We start from the raw sequence: 15,699 nt of genomic DNA on the forward strand, positions 1-15,699 counted from the left end.
TCCCTAAAGTTGCAGGAGCTGGTCGAGCAGCCCGCCGATTGTCTGGATCACCTTGGCGTTGGCGCCATAGGCCTGTTCAAGGATCAGAAGCTTTTGCATCTCGGCGTCGGTGTCGACGCCGCCTTCCAGCTCCAGCGTCTGGAGAGCGTCGGAGCGGGCGGCGGCGTAGCTGGCTGCACCCTCGGCCGCCTGACGGCCTGCGCCGACGCGCGACAGAAGGTCTGCCGCCAGGCCCGAGAGGTCGAGTGCGGCAGCGCTGAGCCCGCCGCTGGCCGCGGTGTGACGTTCCCCCAAGGCATCGGACAGCGCGTTGAGAAGGGTCGAATACCCTGTCGCGCCGGGGGTGGTGGCGTTGAGGCCGTCGCGCAGCCGCCAGAGTGCGCCGCCCTCGGCGGGGTCGACCGCGTCATTCACGGCGAGGCGCCCCGCAAGGCCCGCCTCGTCTGCCGGATCCAGGGCCGCGCCGTTATCGGTGAAGAGGCCCGCGTCACCGATGGCCAGCGTCGGGTCGACGGCCGGATCGGCAAAGCGCGAGATGAGGTCGCGCGCAAGGCCGTCAAGCTGGGCCTGGGCCGTCACCGCCCGCTCGTCACGCAGCGCGAAATGCGCCGCCAGCGTACCTCCGGCGATCATGTTGCCGTCGGTCGCCACCGGCTTGCCATTCAGCGTCAGCCCCGAGAGCGCGCCCGAGGCCTGCGTCATGTCCGCGGTGATCGTGCTGACCGCATCGAAGCCGAAGCTTGCCGCCTGGCCGTCCACCAGCGCGGCCCCGCCCGTGGTGAACAGGGCCACCTGGTTGTAATCGCGCGAAATCTCGCGGATCGGGACGATCTCGGAGATCTGGTCGATCAGCTGCTGGCGCTGATCCATCAGGGCAGAGGCATCGTGGCCGGCGGCGGTTTCTGACCGGATCTGGTTATTCATCGTGACGACATGCGACAGCGCGTCGTTGAGCTGTTCCACATCGGAGCCGATCGCCTGTTCGGCCCCCTGGCGCGCCGCCTGGATCTTGTCGGATGCGGAGTTGATCTGTTGCGCAAGGCCCTGCGCCGCATCGAGGACCGAGGCCAGTCGCGCGTCGGAATTCGGCGCGCTGGCGGCTTCGAGCAGGGCAGTGTCGAGGGCCGCGATACGGGCGCTCACCGACCCCTCGATATCGGGTGTGCCCAGCGTCGACTCGAGATCGGCATAGAAATCCGCGGTCACCGCGGCGCCGGCGGCAGAGGCCCCGGCGATACGCCGGTCGTTCAGAAGCGCCTGGTCGACGACGCGGTTGACGCCGGCCACCTGGACCCCCGCCCCGGTCGTGCCGAGCATCTTGGTGGTCAGCTCAAGCTCACGCCGGCCATAGCCGGGGGTCGCCGCATTGGCCACGTTGGAGGAGACAAGCTCCACCCCCCGCGAGGCGGCGTTCAGCCCTGTGAGGGCGTTGGAAAGGGCGGCGCCGATGCTCATGGGTCAGCCTTCCTGCGTCTCTGTTACCGCTTGATGTTGGTGGTTTCCTGAAGCATCTCGTCGACCGTCTGGATCACCTTGGCGTTCGATGAATAGGCGCGCTGGGTCTGGATCAGGTTGGTCAATTCGCCGGCGACATCGGTGGTGGAGCCTTCGCGGGCGTAACCCACGACCGCGCCGGTCGGCCCGTCGCCCGCATCCCACAGGAAGAAGGAGCCTGAGTCGGGCGAGACCTGGTAGGTCTGGTTGTTCTTGACGTAGAGGCCGTTCGGATTCGGCACGTCGACCAGCGGGATCTGATAGATGCGGCGAGTGAACCCGGTGTCGTAGGTCGCGGTGATATAGCCGTTCTCGTCGATCTCTACCGCGGTCAGGTTGCCGACCGGCGACCCATCCTTGGTGATATTCGTGGGCGCGAAGCTGTCGGACAGCTGCGTGAGGCCGTTGGTATCGCCGATCTTGCCAATGGTGAGGGTCAGCGGGCCACCCGCGACGGTCAGGTCCAGCGTGCCGTCGGTGGCGTTGTAGGCGCCGCCCGACACCGCGGTGACCGAGGCCAGCGTGCCGCCATCGCCGCGCGTGTCATCGAAGGTCAGGGTGTATTCCCCGACCACCGCGCCGTCCTGCGCCGAATCGGCGATCGTCATGGTCCAGGTGTTCGAGCTGCCGGTGGCCGGTACGGTCGGCGTGAAGGTGATGTCCAGCGTCTCGGACGTGCCGAGGTTGCCGAAATATTCCACCGAGAGGGGGAGCGAGTCGCCTGCACCGCCTGCCTCGGTCTCGGTCGCGGGCAGGTTGACGCCAAGCTGCATCTTGGTGGTCGGGTCGCCCGCGGTCTGGTTTGCGTTGATTACCACGGGTTCCAGCCCGGCGACGGTGTCGCGCGGGAAGGTGGGAATCGTGCCGTCGGCATCGGCGGGCCAGCCCAGCAGGACGAGGCCGGATTCGGTTTTCAGCACGCCCTCGCTGTCGGTGCGGAAGGAACCGGTGGTCGTCATCATCATCGGCTGATCGCCACCCGTCGCGGCGCCGAGGCTGACCGAAGGCGTTACCGGCAGCATGCCGCGCCCCGAGATCGCGATGTCGAGCGGGTGGCTGGTCGAGACCAGCGCCCCGTGCTGGTCGATGAGACGCGCGGAGGAGGCCCGCACACCGCCCGCGGAATAGGTGCCGCTGCCCGAGGCGTTGGTGATCACCATCGATTCGAACTCGGTCTCGACCCGCTTGTACCCATAGGTCCCCGAGTTCGAGATGTTATCGGCGATCGAGGCCAGCCGCGCCGAGTTGGCGTTGAGACCCGCGACACCGGCATTGAGAGAGGAGGAAATCGTCATGGGCGCGCCTTTCTGCTGCATCGACTCCTGTTGCGGGCATCTTGCGGGCGCTCCCTTAAGATCGCGCTAACGGGCGAAGGGGGCATTTCCCCACGCCCGCAAGATGCAAGACCCCGCCTGTCGCCAGGCGGGGTCTTGCACTTCAAAGACTCGTTTCAAGGTGAAACAGTCTCTATTTTCGCACCTTCAGGGTTTATCGCGCAGCAGGATGAGTTCGACCCGGTTGTTGCGGTCCGCCGCGCGGTCGCGGACCGCGGGCTGGCGGTCGGCGGTGCCGGTCACGCGCTCGATTCTCTCGGCTTGTAGGCGGCCGCCTTCCATCAGGCCACGCACGGCCTGGGCGCGGGCCACCGACAGCGGCCAGACCGGGTTGTGCTTGAGGACCACGGGATAGGAGCGCACGTGACCGCGCAGCGCGATGCGGTTCTCGACCACCGAGAACACGTCGGAGATCATCGCGACGAGGTCACGGGTCAGGGTGGTCGGCGTGCTCGTCTCGCCTTCGAACAGCGGCTGCCCCGGCAGGTCGAACAGCTCGACGATCAGCCCTTCGTCTGTCAGACGGGTCACGACGTGGCGCATGATGTTGTCGTCGCTCATGGTCTCGCCGCCGAGCGCGCGCAGCGTCTCCTCGACCGAGCGGAGGGCGTTGTCGTCCTTGCGGCGCTGATCCTTCCGCGCCTGGTCGGGGCCGAGCGCGCCGGAGGCCTGGCGTTCCTCGGTCGGATGGACGCTGCTGGCGCCGGTGCCGGTCTGGGCGATCTGATCCTCGGAAAAGACACTCTCGCCGCCGAAAGCGCCCTCGCCCCCGCCCGAGACGCGGTTCACCGGGATCGTCGGAGAGAAGTAATCCGCGATGCCCTTGCGTTGTTTCTCGGTCGTTGCGTTCAGCAGCCACATCAGCATGAAGAAAGCCATCATGGCGGTGACGAAGTCGGCATATGCCACCTTCCAGGCGCCGCCATGATGGCCGTCGCCCCCGCCTTTCTTCTTCCGCTTGATGATGACCGGCGCCACATTGGAATGCGCGTCCATCACATCACCCTTCATTCACCCGCGGTCAGACTACCTCCGCCGAATGAACGTGCGCTTAATGCGCGCGGACTACGATTTCAGGTGTATTCGAGCCTTATCAGGGTCGCTTCTGGCGTGCCGTCAGGGCCGGGGCCCGCGATATTCCCACAGCACGCCCGACACGTCGTCACGGAAATCCGCGCCGCCGGCGAAGCCGTGCAGATCCCACATCAGGGCATCGAAGAGGCGGGGGCCGGATAGCGCGTGGTTCGCGCCGAGAAGGCGCGCGATTCCCGGCTCGCCCAACTGGTTGCCCGACGGGTCGGGGCATTCGGTGATGCCGTCGGACATCAGGATCAGCCGGTCGCCGGGGCGTAGCCCGACGCTGACATCGTGGTAGCGCGCCCCGGGGACAAGGCCGACCGGCAGGCCGCCGGCGCCCAGGAACTCGACCCGGCCGCAGGCGCGTTGCACCGCTGGGTGCGGATGCCCCGCCTGGACCAGTGCGACCCGCCCGGTCGCCAGGTCCGCCTCGGCGTAGAGCAGGGTCAGGTACTGGTCGGTGTGCATCTCTTCCAGCAGCAGCCGGTTGAGCGCGTCCGCCACCTCTGACGGCGCGCGCCCGCGGTGGCCCGCGCCATGGCGGCGCAAGGCGATGTTCTGGTCCGGCGCCGCGGCCGAGAACAGGCCCGCGATCCGCGCCGTCAGGATCGCCGAGGTGACGCCGTGCCCCGAGACATCGACGGCATAGAGCCCGACCCGGCGCCGGTCGATCTGGAAAAAGCCCACGAGGTCGCCGCCGACATGCCCCGAGGGCCGCAGCAGCAGCGACACCGAGGCCGCGCCGAAGTTGCGGAAACGGTCGCGCACCAGCGATTGCTGCAGCTTGCGCGCCTCGATCAGGTCGCGGTCGAGCGAATCGTAAAGTGTCTGGATCTCGCGCAGTTGGGTGCCGATCAGGCGGTTCTTCTCGGTCAGCTCGCGCTCCATCCCCAGGATGCGCTCTCCCGCGGCGACGCGCGCGCGCAGCTCCCCCGGGTCGACCGGCTTGGCAAGGAAGTCATCCGCGCCAGCGTCGAGGCCGCGCGCCACCTCGTCCTTCTCGCTCTTGGAGGTGAGCAGGATGAAGTAGCCGTAGCTGTCGCGCGGCAGGGCGCGGAAGGCACGGCAGAAGGTCAGACCGTCCATCCCCGGCATCATCCAGTCCGACACGATCAGGTCGACGGGGTGGTCGCGGCAATGGGCCAGCGCCTCGGCGCCCGATCCGGCCTCGGCCACCTGGAAGCCCAGGCGCAACAGGGCCGAACACACCAGCCGGCGCTGTGCGCGGCTGTCGTCGACCACCAGCACCCGGCGGATCGCGGACCCGCTGTCCACCGGGGCGGGCCCGGCTGTTTCTGCATTCGACGGCTGCACGCTGCCCCTCGTTCTCGTCGGTCGCGCCACGATGCCCGAAACCGCTTAACGCGCGATGAAGCGCGGTCGGGGGCGGGCCGGTCGGCGCTGGCTAACGCTTCCTTAAGGCCTCGGGCGCATGGTGGGCGGGTGGTGGCTGTGACCGTGAAGGAGATGACGATGATTGACTGGACGCGGGTCGAGACCCTGTTCGATGAAATTGGCGGAGAGGATTTCTGCGAGGTCGTGCAGATCTTCCTTGAGGAGACCGACGGCGTGGTGGCGCGGCTGGAGACGGACCCCGACCCCGCGCGCTACGAGGAGGAGTTGCACTTTCTCAAGGGCAGCGCGCTGAACCTCGGGTTCACGGAGATGGCGCAGCTGTGCCAGACGGGCGAGCGGCTGGCGGCCCAGGGCGCCGCGGCAAAGGTCGACATCGGCGCGGTGCTGAACAGCTACCGCGCGTCGGTCGCCGCGTTCCGCGAACGCAGCGCGGCGATGTGCCGCCAGAGCAGCGCGGCCTGACGGGGCGATGACGGCGGCCTCAGATCAGGAATTCGGCCAGCGTCTCGTCGGTGGTGATGTCGCGGTAGGTGAAGCCTGCCGCGTCCATCCGGGCGAAGAGGCTTTCGATATTCCCGGCCTCCGTCGACTCGATCCCGATCAGGACGGAGCCGAAGTTGCGGGCCGATTTCTTCAGGTATTCGAACCGGGCGATATCATCGTGGGGGCCGAGCATCTGGAGGAAGTCGCGCAAGGCGCCCGGCCGCTGCGGCAGTCGCAGGATGAAGTATTTCTTCACCCCCGAATAGCGTTGCGCGCGTTCCTTGACCTCGGGCAGCCGCTCGAAGTCGAAATTGCCCCCGGAGGTGAGGCAGACCACCGTCTTACCAGCGATCTGTTCGCGCAGCGTGGGCAAGACGTCGACCGACAGCGCGCCCGCGGGTTCCAGCACGATGCCCTCGACGTTCAGCATTTCCAGCATGGTGATGCAGATCCGGTCCTCGGGGGCCAGCAACACCTGCTCCGGCCGGAGATGTTTCAGCCGGGCGAAGGGTTCGTCGCCGATCCGCGCCACCGCGGCGCCGTCGACGAAGCTCACGACCTGCGGCAGCGTCACCGGCGCGCCCGCGCCAAGGGCGGCCGTCAGGCTGGCCCCCCCCGCCGGTTCGACGAAACGAAAATCGGTATCGGGCGCCATCCGGGCCATGTAGCCGGTGACGCCCGCGGCAAGGCCGCCCCCGCCGACCGGCAGGATCACCAGGTCCGGCGCGCGGCCAAGCTGGTCGAGCATCTCGACCGCCACGCTTGCCTGCCCCTCGATCACGTCAGGGTCGTCGAAGGGGGCAAGGAAATGCGCCCCGGCCTCGGCGCAGAAGGTCTTGGCCGCGGCGAGCGACTGGTCGAAATAGTCCCCGACAAGACGGATCTCCACCTGGTCGCCGCCGAAGGTCCGGGTCTTGCCGATCTTCTGCTGCGGCGTGGTGACCGGCATGAAGATCGTGCCGCGCACCCCGAAATGGCGGCAGGCGAAGGCGACGCCTTGGGCATGGTTGCCGGCGCTGGCGCAGACGAAATGGCCTTGCGCCGGGTTCGCCGCACGCACCTTTCGCATCGCGGTGAAGGCCCCGCGCAGCTTGTAGCTGCGCACCGGCGAGAGATCCTCGCGTTTGAGCCAGATATCGGCGCCGAACCGGGCCGAGAGATGATCGTTGTGCTGCAGCGGGGTTGGGTCGAACACCTCCCGAAGGGCCGTCGCCGCCCGCTGCGCCTGTTCCACCAGATCCGTCATGCCAAAGCTCTGGCCGGTTTCCCGGCCTCTGGCAAGGGGCGCCGTTCCCGCCCCGCACCCGTCGCAACCGAGGAGGACCCGTCATGCGACCCATGTTTCCCCGCAGCCTGATCATCATGGCCCTGATCTCGACACTGCTTTCGTCGCTGGGTCTTCGGGCCGAATCACGCGGTTCGCTCGAATCGATCGAGGCCGAGCTTGCCGCCTTCGACCCCTATGCACCCGCGGCGGACGTGGTGATCGACCGGCTTCTGATCGAGCGCGCGCTGGCCCGCGCCATGGGCTGAACCGGTCTTTCGGCGCCCCCGGTCAAGGCGGAAACAGCGGCGGGGTTCCGCTGCTGTCTGCGCGGGGGCGGACCTCAAGGGCGCGCTCGGTCGTTAGTCGTATGACAGACGTCCGAGCGGGGGACCCCCATGACGCGCCCAGGTAAGATTCTGATCTTCGTGATCGGCGCCGGCGCAGTCGCCCTCGCGTCGTTTTCCCCCGGCCTGCCTGGATTCGGCGCCCCCCCCGCCCTTGCCCGCGGAAATGGCGGTGGAAACGGCGGCGGAGGTGGGGGAGGACACGGAGGGGGCCACGGGAATGGCGGCGGCAATTCCGGCAGCCATGGTCAGGCAGGCAGTCACGGCGCGACGGGGGGCGCGAGCAAAACGGGGGCCGCGAGCAACAAGCCCGAGGCGTCTCAAGGCAGTGTCGCGTCGGAGTTGAAGGGGCTGAACGCCTATCACGCAAGCCCCGAGGCGCTGGCCAATGCCGCCCCGAACAGCCAGGTGGGCAAGCTTGCCGCCTATCGCGACGCGGCCCGGGCCACCGAGACGGCGGAGGCCGACCTCGACGAGGCCGGAAAGGCGCTTGTCCGGGCGGGGCTTGCGCTCAGCGATGCGCAACATGCGATCGACGTGCGCACCCGGCGCCGCGACGCGGGCATGGCCCGGATCAACGCGAAGATCGCGGCGCTGGACCCGTCCGACAGCGATTATGACGCCAGGCGGGACCAGCTGAAAGGCGAGAAGGCGGCGCTGACCACATCCTTTGATGCCGATATGAAGCAACTCGACACGGAATTCTCGCAGCTGCAGGCCCGCAACGGCGCCGCTGAGGAGACCTACGATGCGGCCAAGTCCCGGCTCCGCTCGGACCGGCAGGCCGAGGGTGCCGCGTTGCACACCGCGACCGGCGGGCGGACCCTGTCGCCGGCCGCGCTTCGTACCCTGCGCGAGTGGCTGGGCCTTTAAGGTTCCGCGGCGCAGGGGGGCGCCGACCTCCGTCTCCTTGCCCTTCGCACATAAACGCGCTAATCGCCCTGCGTTCACAAGATGCAGGAGGGTTCCATGTCTGCACCGAAGAAGGTCGTGCTTGCCTATTCCGGGGGGCTCGACACCTCGATCATCCTGAAGTGGTTGCAGACGGAATACCGATGCGAGGTGGTGACGTTCACCGCCGACCTGGGCCAGGGCGAAGAGCTGGAGCCCGCACGGGCCAAGGCCGAGCTTCTGGGGATCAAGCCCGAGAACATCTACATCGAGGACGTGCGCGAGGAATTCGTGCGCGACTTCGTCTTCCCGATGTTCCGGGCCAATGCGCTTTACGAGGGGCTCTACCTGCTGGGCACGTCGATTGCCCGCCCGCTGATCTCCAAGCGGCTGGTCGAGATCGCGCATGCGACCGGCGCCGATGCCGTGGCCCATGGCGCCACCGGCAAGGGCAACGATCAGGTGCGGTTCGAACTTTCGGCCTATGCGCTGGACCCGTCGATCAAGGTGATCGCGCCGTGGCGCGAATGGGATCTGTCCAGCCGGACGAAGCTTCTGGAATTCGCAGAACAGAACCAGATCCCGATCGCCAAGAACAAGCGCGGCGAGGCGCCGTTCTCGGTCGACGCGAACCTTCTGCACACTTCCTCCGAGGGCCGCGTGCTGGAGAACCCTGGCGAAGAGGCGCCGGATTACGTGCTGCAGCGCATCACGCGCCCTGAAGATGCGCCGAATGAGCCCGAGATGGTGGAGATCACCTTCGAGAAGGGCGACGCGGTGGCGATCAACGGCGAGGCGATGAGCCCGGCGACGATCCTGACCAAGCTCAACGAGCTGGGCGGCAAGCACGGCGTCGGCATCCTCGATCTGGTCGAGAACCGCTTCGTCGGGATGAAATCGCGTGGCGTCTACGAGACCCCGGGCGGCACCATCCTGCTGGAAGCGCACCGCGGGATCGAGCAGATCACCCTCGACAGCGGGTCGGGGCACCTGAAGGATTCGATCATGCCGCGCTATGCGGAGCTGATCTACAACGGCTTCTGGTTCTCGCCCGAGCGCGAGATGCTTCAGGCGCTGATCGACAAGAGCCAGGAGCACGTCACCGGCACCGTCCGCGTGAAGCTTTACAAGGGCTCGGCCCGCACGGTCGCGCGCTGGTCGGACCACTCGCTGTACTCCGAGGCCCATGTGACCTTCGAGGAAGACGCGGGCGCCTACGACCAGAAGGATGCGCAGGGCTTCATCAAGCTCAACGCGCTGCGACTGAAGCTCTGGGCGAACCGGAACGCCCGGGTGAAAGGTCGCTGACAACGGCCGCCAGGAACCGGTCTATTTCTCCGAGGAGTGCCCTCACGCCCTCCTCGGGGATCCCTTCGTAGTCATGATCCGTCGCCACCTGAAGGATCTCGATGCTTCGTGACAGGGCATAGCGCCGCGCGTCTTGTGCGCTGCCGTAGACGTCGCGATCCCCCTGGATGATCAGAAGCGGCTTTTGCAGCCCCCCGAGATGGCGAGTCCGGTAGGGTTCGTCCGTCCGGTTCGGGTGGCGAAACGGATAGCCAAAGCAGATGTGGCACAGGATTGCCGGGCTGGCCTCGATCCGGGTGCCGTGGATGCCACCGGCGGAATGCGAGAGCAGCACGACCTTCCCCGGCGCATGATGCGCTAACGAACGGCGAAGCGCGGCACGCGCCCCGGCCTGCCCGAGCATCCTGTCGATAAAATGCCGCCACCTTCGCGGGTGGACTAGCAGGATAAAGCCCTTGGCCAGGGTGCGCGCGCATCGGGCCGCCGGGCCTTTGGGGTATCGGAGCCAAGGCAGATATCGCCCGATGCCGGCGTCGAGCTTCTGGTTCAGGAACCGGACGTTCTGCTGTTTCGGCGCCTCGAAGCGCTGCACGACATATCCGCGGGCGGCAAGCTCTGCCGCGACCCGGTCGATCACGCGGCAGGGCCGGTTGCTGTTACGCCCGAGGAGGACCAGAATCGGGGCCATCGCGGTGCGTCAGAGCGTCATCGCGGCGTCTGCCATGCGCAGGTAATGCGGCATCGCCTCCTCCACCAGCCGCGCGTAATCACCCGTCAGTTCGGGCGGATCGCCCTCCATCTTCGAAAAGCCGGTAGAGGCATGGATCGCACCGTACCAATGCGGCGACCAGACGCCATCGGCCGGGTTTCCGCCCGCGGGCCAGCGCGTCATCGCGGGATCGTAGTCGATGCCCAGGCGTGTGCAGAGCTTTTGCAGCATCGCGACCGGCGCGCGGCGGATGTCGGCGCTGTCGACAACGATCGGCGCGTCACCCCCCAGCCGGTCAAACAGTTCGGCCAGCCGGACGAAGCCCAGATCCTCCTCGACCGGCGCCTCGCGCTTCTTGGCATAGCTTGCCACCACATAGGCCGGATGGCGGATCAGGAAGACGTTCGTCACCCGGTCGGCCCAGTCCAGCGGCATGCCGGCGACCATGTGCTGGGCCATGTGCTTTTGGTAAAACAGGCTCTTTCCCTGCGGAATTGGCCCGATACAGGCCTCTGCCACGTCGTTGGGGTCGGTCTCGCCGGCGGCGAGTATCTCGTCCCGCATCGGGTGGTCGATGCCGGTCACCTTGAGGTAGGCGGCATAGAACGGTTCGTCCCAGACGGCGCAATCGGCGCGCTGCGCGAAGGCATACATCATCGCGGTCGACAGGTTGCGCGGGCCGGACCACATGGCGATACGCATCAGGCCCGGGCCTCGATCAGGGCCTTGTAGAGGCCTCGGATACGTTCCGTCACCGGGCCCATTCGGCCCTCGCCGATCACCCGGCCGTCGATTTCCGCCACCGGCGTTTGCGCCCCGAAGGTGCCGGTGAGAAAGGCCTCGTCCGCGCCGTAGGTGTCGACCAGCGAATAATTCCGTTCATGCACCGGGATGCCGTTGGCGCGGCACAGGTCGATCACCTTCTGCCGGGTGATCCCGTTCATGCAGTAGTCGCCGGTACTGGTCCAGACCTCGCCCTTGCGCACGATGAAGAAGTTGCAGGCGTTGGTGGTGTTCACAAAGCCATGCACGTCGAGCATCAGCGCCTCGTCCGCGCCGGCCTTTTCCGCCGCGATGCAGGCCAGGATGCAGTTCAGCTTGGAATGGGAGTTCAGCTTGGGGTCCTGGCTCATCGGCAGGCCGCGGATATGCGGCACCGTGGCAAGGCGAATGGGCCGGGGCAGGGACGGTTTCGAATGTTCGAGGATGATCACCACCGTGGGGCCGGAGCGCGACAGCGACGGGTGCTGGAACGGCCGCACCTTGACCCCGCGGGTCACCATCAGCCGGGCGTGGGCGTCGGTTTCCATCCCGTTGGCCGCGCGCAGTTCCTCCAGCGCCCGCACCACCCCCGCCCGATCCATCCCGATGTCGAGGTCGATCGCCTTGGCGGCTTCGAACAGCCGGTCGAGGTGATCGTCGAGGAAGGCCCAGCGACCGTCATAGAGCCGCAACCCCTCCCACACGCCGTCGCCCAGCATGAAACCGCTGTCATAGACACTGACCGTCGCCTCGGCCTTGGGCACGATCCGGCCGTTGACGTGGATCAGCAGGGTCTCGTTGCGGGCGTCTTCCTCGGCCTGATGGGTGGTCACGTGCTTGGTCATGCGCGTTCCTCCAGAAAGGCGTCGACCTCGGCCCGGGTCGGCATGGCGTCGGCGGTGCCGGGGCGCGTGACCTGAAGGGCGGCCGCCGCGGCGGCAAAGCGCATCGCCGCGGCCGGGCCCTCGCCGGCGTCCAGCGCGGCCGCCAGCGATCCGATGAAGCAATCGCCCGCGCCCGTGGTGTCAAGCGGGGTGACCGGGAAGGCCGGCGCCCGGATCGTCTCTGTTCCGGCGGAAATCCACTCTGCCCCGCGGCCGCCCCGCGTCACCACGACGCCCGAGACCGGCAGATCCTCCAGCGTCTTTCCGAGCGCCTGATAAAGCTGTTCGGCCTCCACCGCGTTGAGGACGAGCAGGTCGATATAGGGCAGCATCGCCTCGACGGCGGCAGGTTCGAAGGGGGCCGCCGAATAGATCACCCGCATGCCCTTGTCGCGGCCCCGCTGGGCGGCATGGGCCTGGTGCGAGGTCTCGTTCTGGATCAGCAGGATGTCTCCCGGCCCGGCCCCGCCCAGCCCGCTTTCGATCGCCGCCTCGGACTGGGTCGCATTGGCGCCGGGAAAGATGACGATGGAATTCTCGCCCGCGGGGTCGACGTTGATGATCGCATTGCCGGTCGGCGCCTCGAGGCAGGCGACATTGGTTGCATCGACGCCGAAATGTTCCAGCCGCTGCAGCGCCCAGTCGCCGTCTGTGCCGACCGCGCCGATATGGCAGACCTCGGCCCCGGCCAGCGACGCCGCGACCGATTGATTCGCCCCCTTGCCGCCAAGTCCGGTGGAATAGGCCATCGCAGCCAGCGTCTCACCGGGTGCCGGCAGATGCGGGACCGAATACACATGATCGAGATTGATCGAGCCCAGGTTGAATATCGTCATGACGCCCCCGAAACCTTGACAGTGGTGGCCGAAAACGGCCGTGAAGCTGGGCGTCGGACCGCGATCTCCACCCTGGTCGGGATGTCGCTCTCCGTCGCGCCGGTTGCGCAAATCTGTAACGGTTTCGCGTCGCCTGCAAGGACGGCCCGGCCCCCGGGCGAATCGGGCGTTGCCCGGGCGCTGCGGAGTGGCCCGGCGCACGGCTGCCCATCCGGCGGAATTGCCGCTTTTCGCCCGTGAGCGGCTTTTGTAGGGTCGCGCCGGACCAAAGGGGGATTTCCGTGAGCGCGGACCAGACTGTGACGCCGATGATGGCGCAATATCTCGAGATCAAGGCGCAGCACAGCGATGCCCTGCTCTTCTACCGGATGGGCGATTTCTACGAGATGTTCTTCGACGACGCCGCGGCGGCCGCCGAGGCGCTGGACATCGCCCTGACCAAGCGCGGCAAGCATCTGGGCGAGGATATCGCGATGTGCGGCGTGCCGGTCCACGCGGCGGAGGGGTATCTGCTCACGCTGATCCGAAAGGGCTTTCGCGTGGCCATCGCCGAGCAGATGGAAGACCCCGCCGAGGCCAAGAAGCGCGGGTCGAAATCCGTTGTCCGGCGCGACGTGGTGCGGCTGGTCACCCCCGGCACGCTGACCGAGGAAAGCCTCCTTGAGGCCCGGCGCCACAACTTCCTTGCCGCCTTTGCCGAGGTGCGCGACGCGGCGGCGCTGGCCTGGGTCGATATCTCGACGGGCGAGTTTCGGGTGATGGAATGCCCGCCCCACCGGCTGGGTCCGGAACTGGCCCGTCTCTCGCCCCGCGAGGTGGTGGTGAGCGAGGCGGATGAGGCCGATCGGGCCGCAACAGTGACTGAATCGGGGGCCGCGCTGACCCCCCTTGCCCGGGCGAGTTTCGACTCCGCCTCGGCCGAAAAGCGGCTGTGCGCGCTGTATTCCGTCGGCTCGCTCGAGGGGTTCGGCAACTTCAGCCGGGCCGAGATCTCGGCGATGGGGGCGATCGTCGAGTATCTGGAGCTGACCCAGCGTGGCAAGCTGCCGCTCCTGCGTGCGCCAGTGAAGGAAAGCGCACAACGGGTGATGCAGATCGACGCCGCGACCCGACGGAGCCTTGAGATCACGGTGGGCGCCTCGGGCGGGCGTGACGGTTCCCTTCTTTCCGCGATCGACCGCACCGTCACGGCGGCCGGTGGGCGGCTGCTGGAACGCCGCCTGTCCAGCCCCTCGCGCGATCTCGAGGAGATCCACGCGCGTCATCTGGCCGCGCGTTTCCTGCTGGAACAGAGCCGTTTTCGCGAGGATCTGCGCACCCGGCTGCGCAAGGTGCCGGATATGGACCGCGCCCTGTCGCGCCTTTCGCTCGACCGTGGCGGCCCGCGCGATCTGGCGGCGATCCGCGGCGGCCTGACCCAGGCGGGCGAGGTGGCCGAGGCGATCGCGGCGGCCGAGGCGCCCCCGCTCCTCAACTCCGCCGCCCGCGCCCTGGTGGATCATGAGGAACTGGTCGACCTGCTGGATGCGGCGCTGATTGCCGAGCCGCCGCTTCTGGCGCGCGACGGCGGTTTCATCGCCCCGGGCCATGACCCGGAACTCGACGAGGCGCGCGAATTGCGCGACGAGGGCCGCGGCGTGATCGCCCGGATGCAGGCGGAGTACGCCGAGCAGACGGGCATTCCCTCACTGAAGATCAAGCACAACAACGTGCTGGGCTACTTCATCGAGACGACGGCGACCCATGCGGAGAAAATGCTTTCCCCGCCGCATAACGAGACCTTCATCCACCGCCAGACCACGGCAAACCAGGTACGCTTCACCACGGTGCCGCTGTCCGAGATGGAGACCCGCATCCTGAATGCCGGAAACCGCGCGCTGGAGATCGAGAAACGTCTCTATGACAGCCTGAAACAGGCGATCCTTGCCCGCGCGCCCCGGATCGGCGAGGCTGCGAGGGCGCTGGCCGAGATCGACGTGGCCGGCGGTTTCGCCGACCTTGCCGCGGCCGAGGACTGGGTCGAACCGCAGGTCGACGACAGCCGCGCGCTGGAGATCGCGGGCGGCCGGCATCCGGTCGTGGAACGCGCGCTGCGGCGACAGGGGCAGGGGCCCTTCGTCGCCAACGACTGCCTGCTGACCGGGGGCGACACCCCGGCCCTCTGGCTGCTGACCGGCCCGAACATGGCCGGTAAATCGACCTTCCTGCGCCAGAACGCGCTGATCGCGCTCTTGGCCCAGGCCGGCAGCTTCGTCCCCGCCGCCCGTGCCCACCTCGGCCTTGTCAGCCAGCTCTTCAGCCGCGTCGGCGCCTCGGACGATCTCGCCCGCGGGCGCTCGACCTTCATGGTCGAGATGGTGGAAACCGCCGCGATCCTGAACCAGGCCGACGATCGCGCGCTGGTCATCCTCGACGAGATCGGCCGCGGCACCGCCACATACGATGGCCTCTCGATCGCCTGGGCGGTGCTCGAACACCTGCACGACGTCAACCGCTGCCGCGCTCTCTTCGCCACCCATTACCACGAGATGACGGCGCTGGCCGCCAAACTCCCCGGCGCCGAGAACGCCACCGTCGCCGTGCGCGAATGGGAGGGCGAGGTGATCTTCCTGCACGAGGTGCTCAAGGGCGCGGCCGACCGGTCCTACGGCGTGCAGGTCGCGCGTCTTGCAGGGTTGCCCGATGCGGTGGTCAACCGTGCCCGCACGGTCCTCGAAGCGCTGGAAAAGGGCGAACGTGAAGGGGGGGCCGCCAAGCGCGACCTCGTCGACGACCTCCCCCTCTTCGCCGCCACCCCCGCAACGAAGCCGGCCGCGCCGAAAACTTCCGCCGTCGAAGAGGCCCTGCGCGCCATCCACCCCGACGAGCTCACCCCGCGCGAGGCTCTCGACCTGCTCTATGACCTGCGCGGCAAGCTGAAGGACTGATCCTTCTTCTGAGCGGAAATATCCCAC

Annotated in this window: 14 protein-coding genes; 5 read left to right on the forward strand and 9 right to left on the reverse strand. The window is 67.6% G+C overall.

What is annotated here, in order from left to right:
- Window positions 1-3: 3 nt before the first annotated feature.
- From flgK to CVV76_RS07790, 4 genes are all read right to left on the reverse strand, one after another.
- Window positions 4-1,455, reverse strand: a complete 1,452-nt coding sequence (gene flgK, locus CVV76_RS07775; RefSeq protein WP_102224059.1) for a flagellar hook-associated protein FlgK — start codon at window positions 1,453-1,455, stop codon at window positions 4-6.
- Between the two features lie 23 nt (window positions 1,456-1,478).
- Window positions 1,479-2,789, reverse strand: coding sequence for a flagellar hook protein FlgE (locus CVV76_RS07780; protein ID WP_199178525.1), 1,311 nt, complete (start codon window positions 2,787-2,789; stop codon window positions 1,479-1,481).
- Window positions 2,790-2,975: 186 nt separating this feature from the next.
- Window positions 2,976-3,824 carry a flagellar motor protein MotB gene (locus CVV76_RS07785; RefSeq protein WP_102224061.1) on the reverse strand — a complete coding sequence of 283 codons (849 nt, stop codon included), beginning with the start codon at window positions 3,822-3,824 and terminating at the stop codon, window positions 2,976-2,978.
- A gap of 120 nt (window positions 3,825-3,944) precedes the next feature.
- Window positions 3,945-5,180 carry a PP2C family protein-serine/threonine phosphatase gene (locus CVV76_RS07790; RefSeq protein ID WP_233192767.1) on the reverse strand — a complete coding sequence of 412 codons (1,236 nt, stop codon included), beginning with the start codon at window positions 5,178-5,180 and terminating at the stop codon, window positions 3,945-3,947.
- Window positions 5,181-5,378: 198 nt separating this feature from the next.
- Here CVV76_RS07790 and CVV76_RS07795 point away from each other — a divergent pair, with 198 nt between their 5' ends.
- Entirely contained in the window at window positions 5,379-5,723 is a 345-nt protein-coding gene (locus tag CVV76_RS07795; protein ID WP_102224145.1) for an Hpt domain-containing protein, read from the forward strand.
- A 19-nt stretch (window positions 5,724-5,742) separates the two neighbouring features.
- Here CVV76_RS07795 and ilvA read toward each other — a convergent pair whose 3' ends face one another.
- A complete protein-coding gene (gene ilvA / locus CVV76_RS07800; protein ID WP_102224062.1) occupies window positions 5,743-6,990 on the reverse strand; it encodes a threonine ammonia-lyase IlvA in 1,248 nt (415 codons plus the stop codon).
- Between the two features lie 83 nt (window positions 6,991-7,073).
- On the opposite strand from ilvA, the gene CVV76_RS07805 reads away from it, so the two are divergent.
- The 3 genes from CVV76_RS07805 to CVV76_RS07815 all read left to right on the forward strand — a co-directional run bounded on the left by CVV76_RS07805 (window position 7,074) and on the right by CVV76_RS07815 (window position 9,554).
- The gene (locus CVV76_RS07805; protein WP_146010266.1) at window positions 7,074-7,277 is read left to right on the forward strand and encodes a hypothetical protein; all 204 of its coding nucleotides are present in this window, start codon (window positions 7,074-7,076) and stop codon (window positions 7,275-7,277) included.
- 420 nt (window positions 7,278-7,697) lie between these two features.
- A complete protein-coding gene (locus CVV76_RS24945; RefSeq protein WP_158243117.1) occupies window positions 7,698-8,228 on the forward strand; it encodes a hypothetical protein in 531 nt (176 codons plus the stop codon).
- A 96-nt stretch (window positions 8,229-8,324) separates the two neighbouring features.
- Window positions 8,325-9,554 (forward strand): argininosuccinate synthase, encoded by a 1,230-nt coding sequence (locus CVV76_RS07815; protein WP_102224065.1) that lies wholly within the window; start codon window positions 8,325-8,327, stop codon window positions 9,552-9,554.
- Here CVV76_RS07815 and CVV76_RS24635 read toward each other — a convergent pair.
- Genes CVV76_RS24635 through CVV76_RS07830 form a run of 4 tightly spaced genes read right to left on the reverse strand, consistent with a single transcriptional unit; the run spans window position 9,496 to window position 12,745 of the window.
- Window positions 9,496-10,242, reverse strand: a complete 747-nt coding sequence (locus CVV76_RS24635; protein ID WP_146010267.1) for an alpha/beta family hydrolase — start codon at window positions 10,240-10,242, stop codon at window positions 9,496-9,498. The genes CVV76_RS07815 and CVV76_RS24635 overlap by 59 nt on opposite strands.
- A 9-nt stretch (window positions 10,243-10,251) precedes the next feature.
- The gene (locus tag CVV76_RS07820; RefSeq protein WP_102224066.1) at window positions 10,252-10,965 is read right to left on the reverse strand and encodes a sulfotransferase-like domain-containing protein; all 714 of its coding nucleotides are present in this window, start codon (window positions 10,963-10,965) and stop codon (window positions 10,252-10,254) included.
- Entirely contained in the window at window positions 10,965-11,870 is a 906-nt protein-coding gene (locus CVV76_RS07825) for a D-amino acid aminotransferase (RefSeq protein ID WP_102224067.1), read from the reverse strand. Before CVV76_RS07825 ends, CVV76_RS07820 begins: the two co-directional genes overlap by 1 nt.
- Window positions 11,867-12,745 carry a ribokinase gene (locus CVV76_RS07830; protein ID WP_102224068.1) on the reverse strand — a complete coding sequence of 293 codons (879 nt, stop codon included), beginning with the start codon at window positions 12,743-12,745 and terminating at the stop codon, window positions 11,867-11,869. The genes CVV76_RS07825 and CVV76_RS07830 overlap by 4 nt, the downstream gene beginning before the upstream one ends.
- Window positions 12,746-13,053: 308 nt before the next feature.
- Between CVV76_RS07830 and mutS the strand changes: the two genes are divergently transcribed.
- Window positions 13,054-15,672 (forward strand): DNA mismatch repair protein MutS, encoded by a 2,619-nt coding sequence (gene mutS, locus CVV76_RS07835; protein WP_102224146.1) that lies wholly within the window; start codon window positions 13,054-13,056, stop codon window positions 15,670-15,672.
- Window positions 15,673-15,699: the final 27 nt, after the last annotated feature.

It is taken from the genome of Acidimangrovimonas sediminis (genome assembly GCF_002871005.1).
Taxonomy (GTDB): Bacteria; Pseudomonadota; Alphaproteobacteria; order Rhodobacterales; family Rhodobacteraceae; genus Acidimangrovimonas; species Acidimangrovimonas sediminis.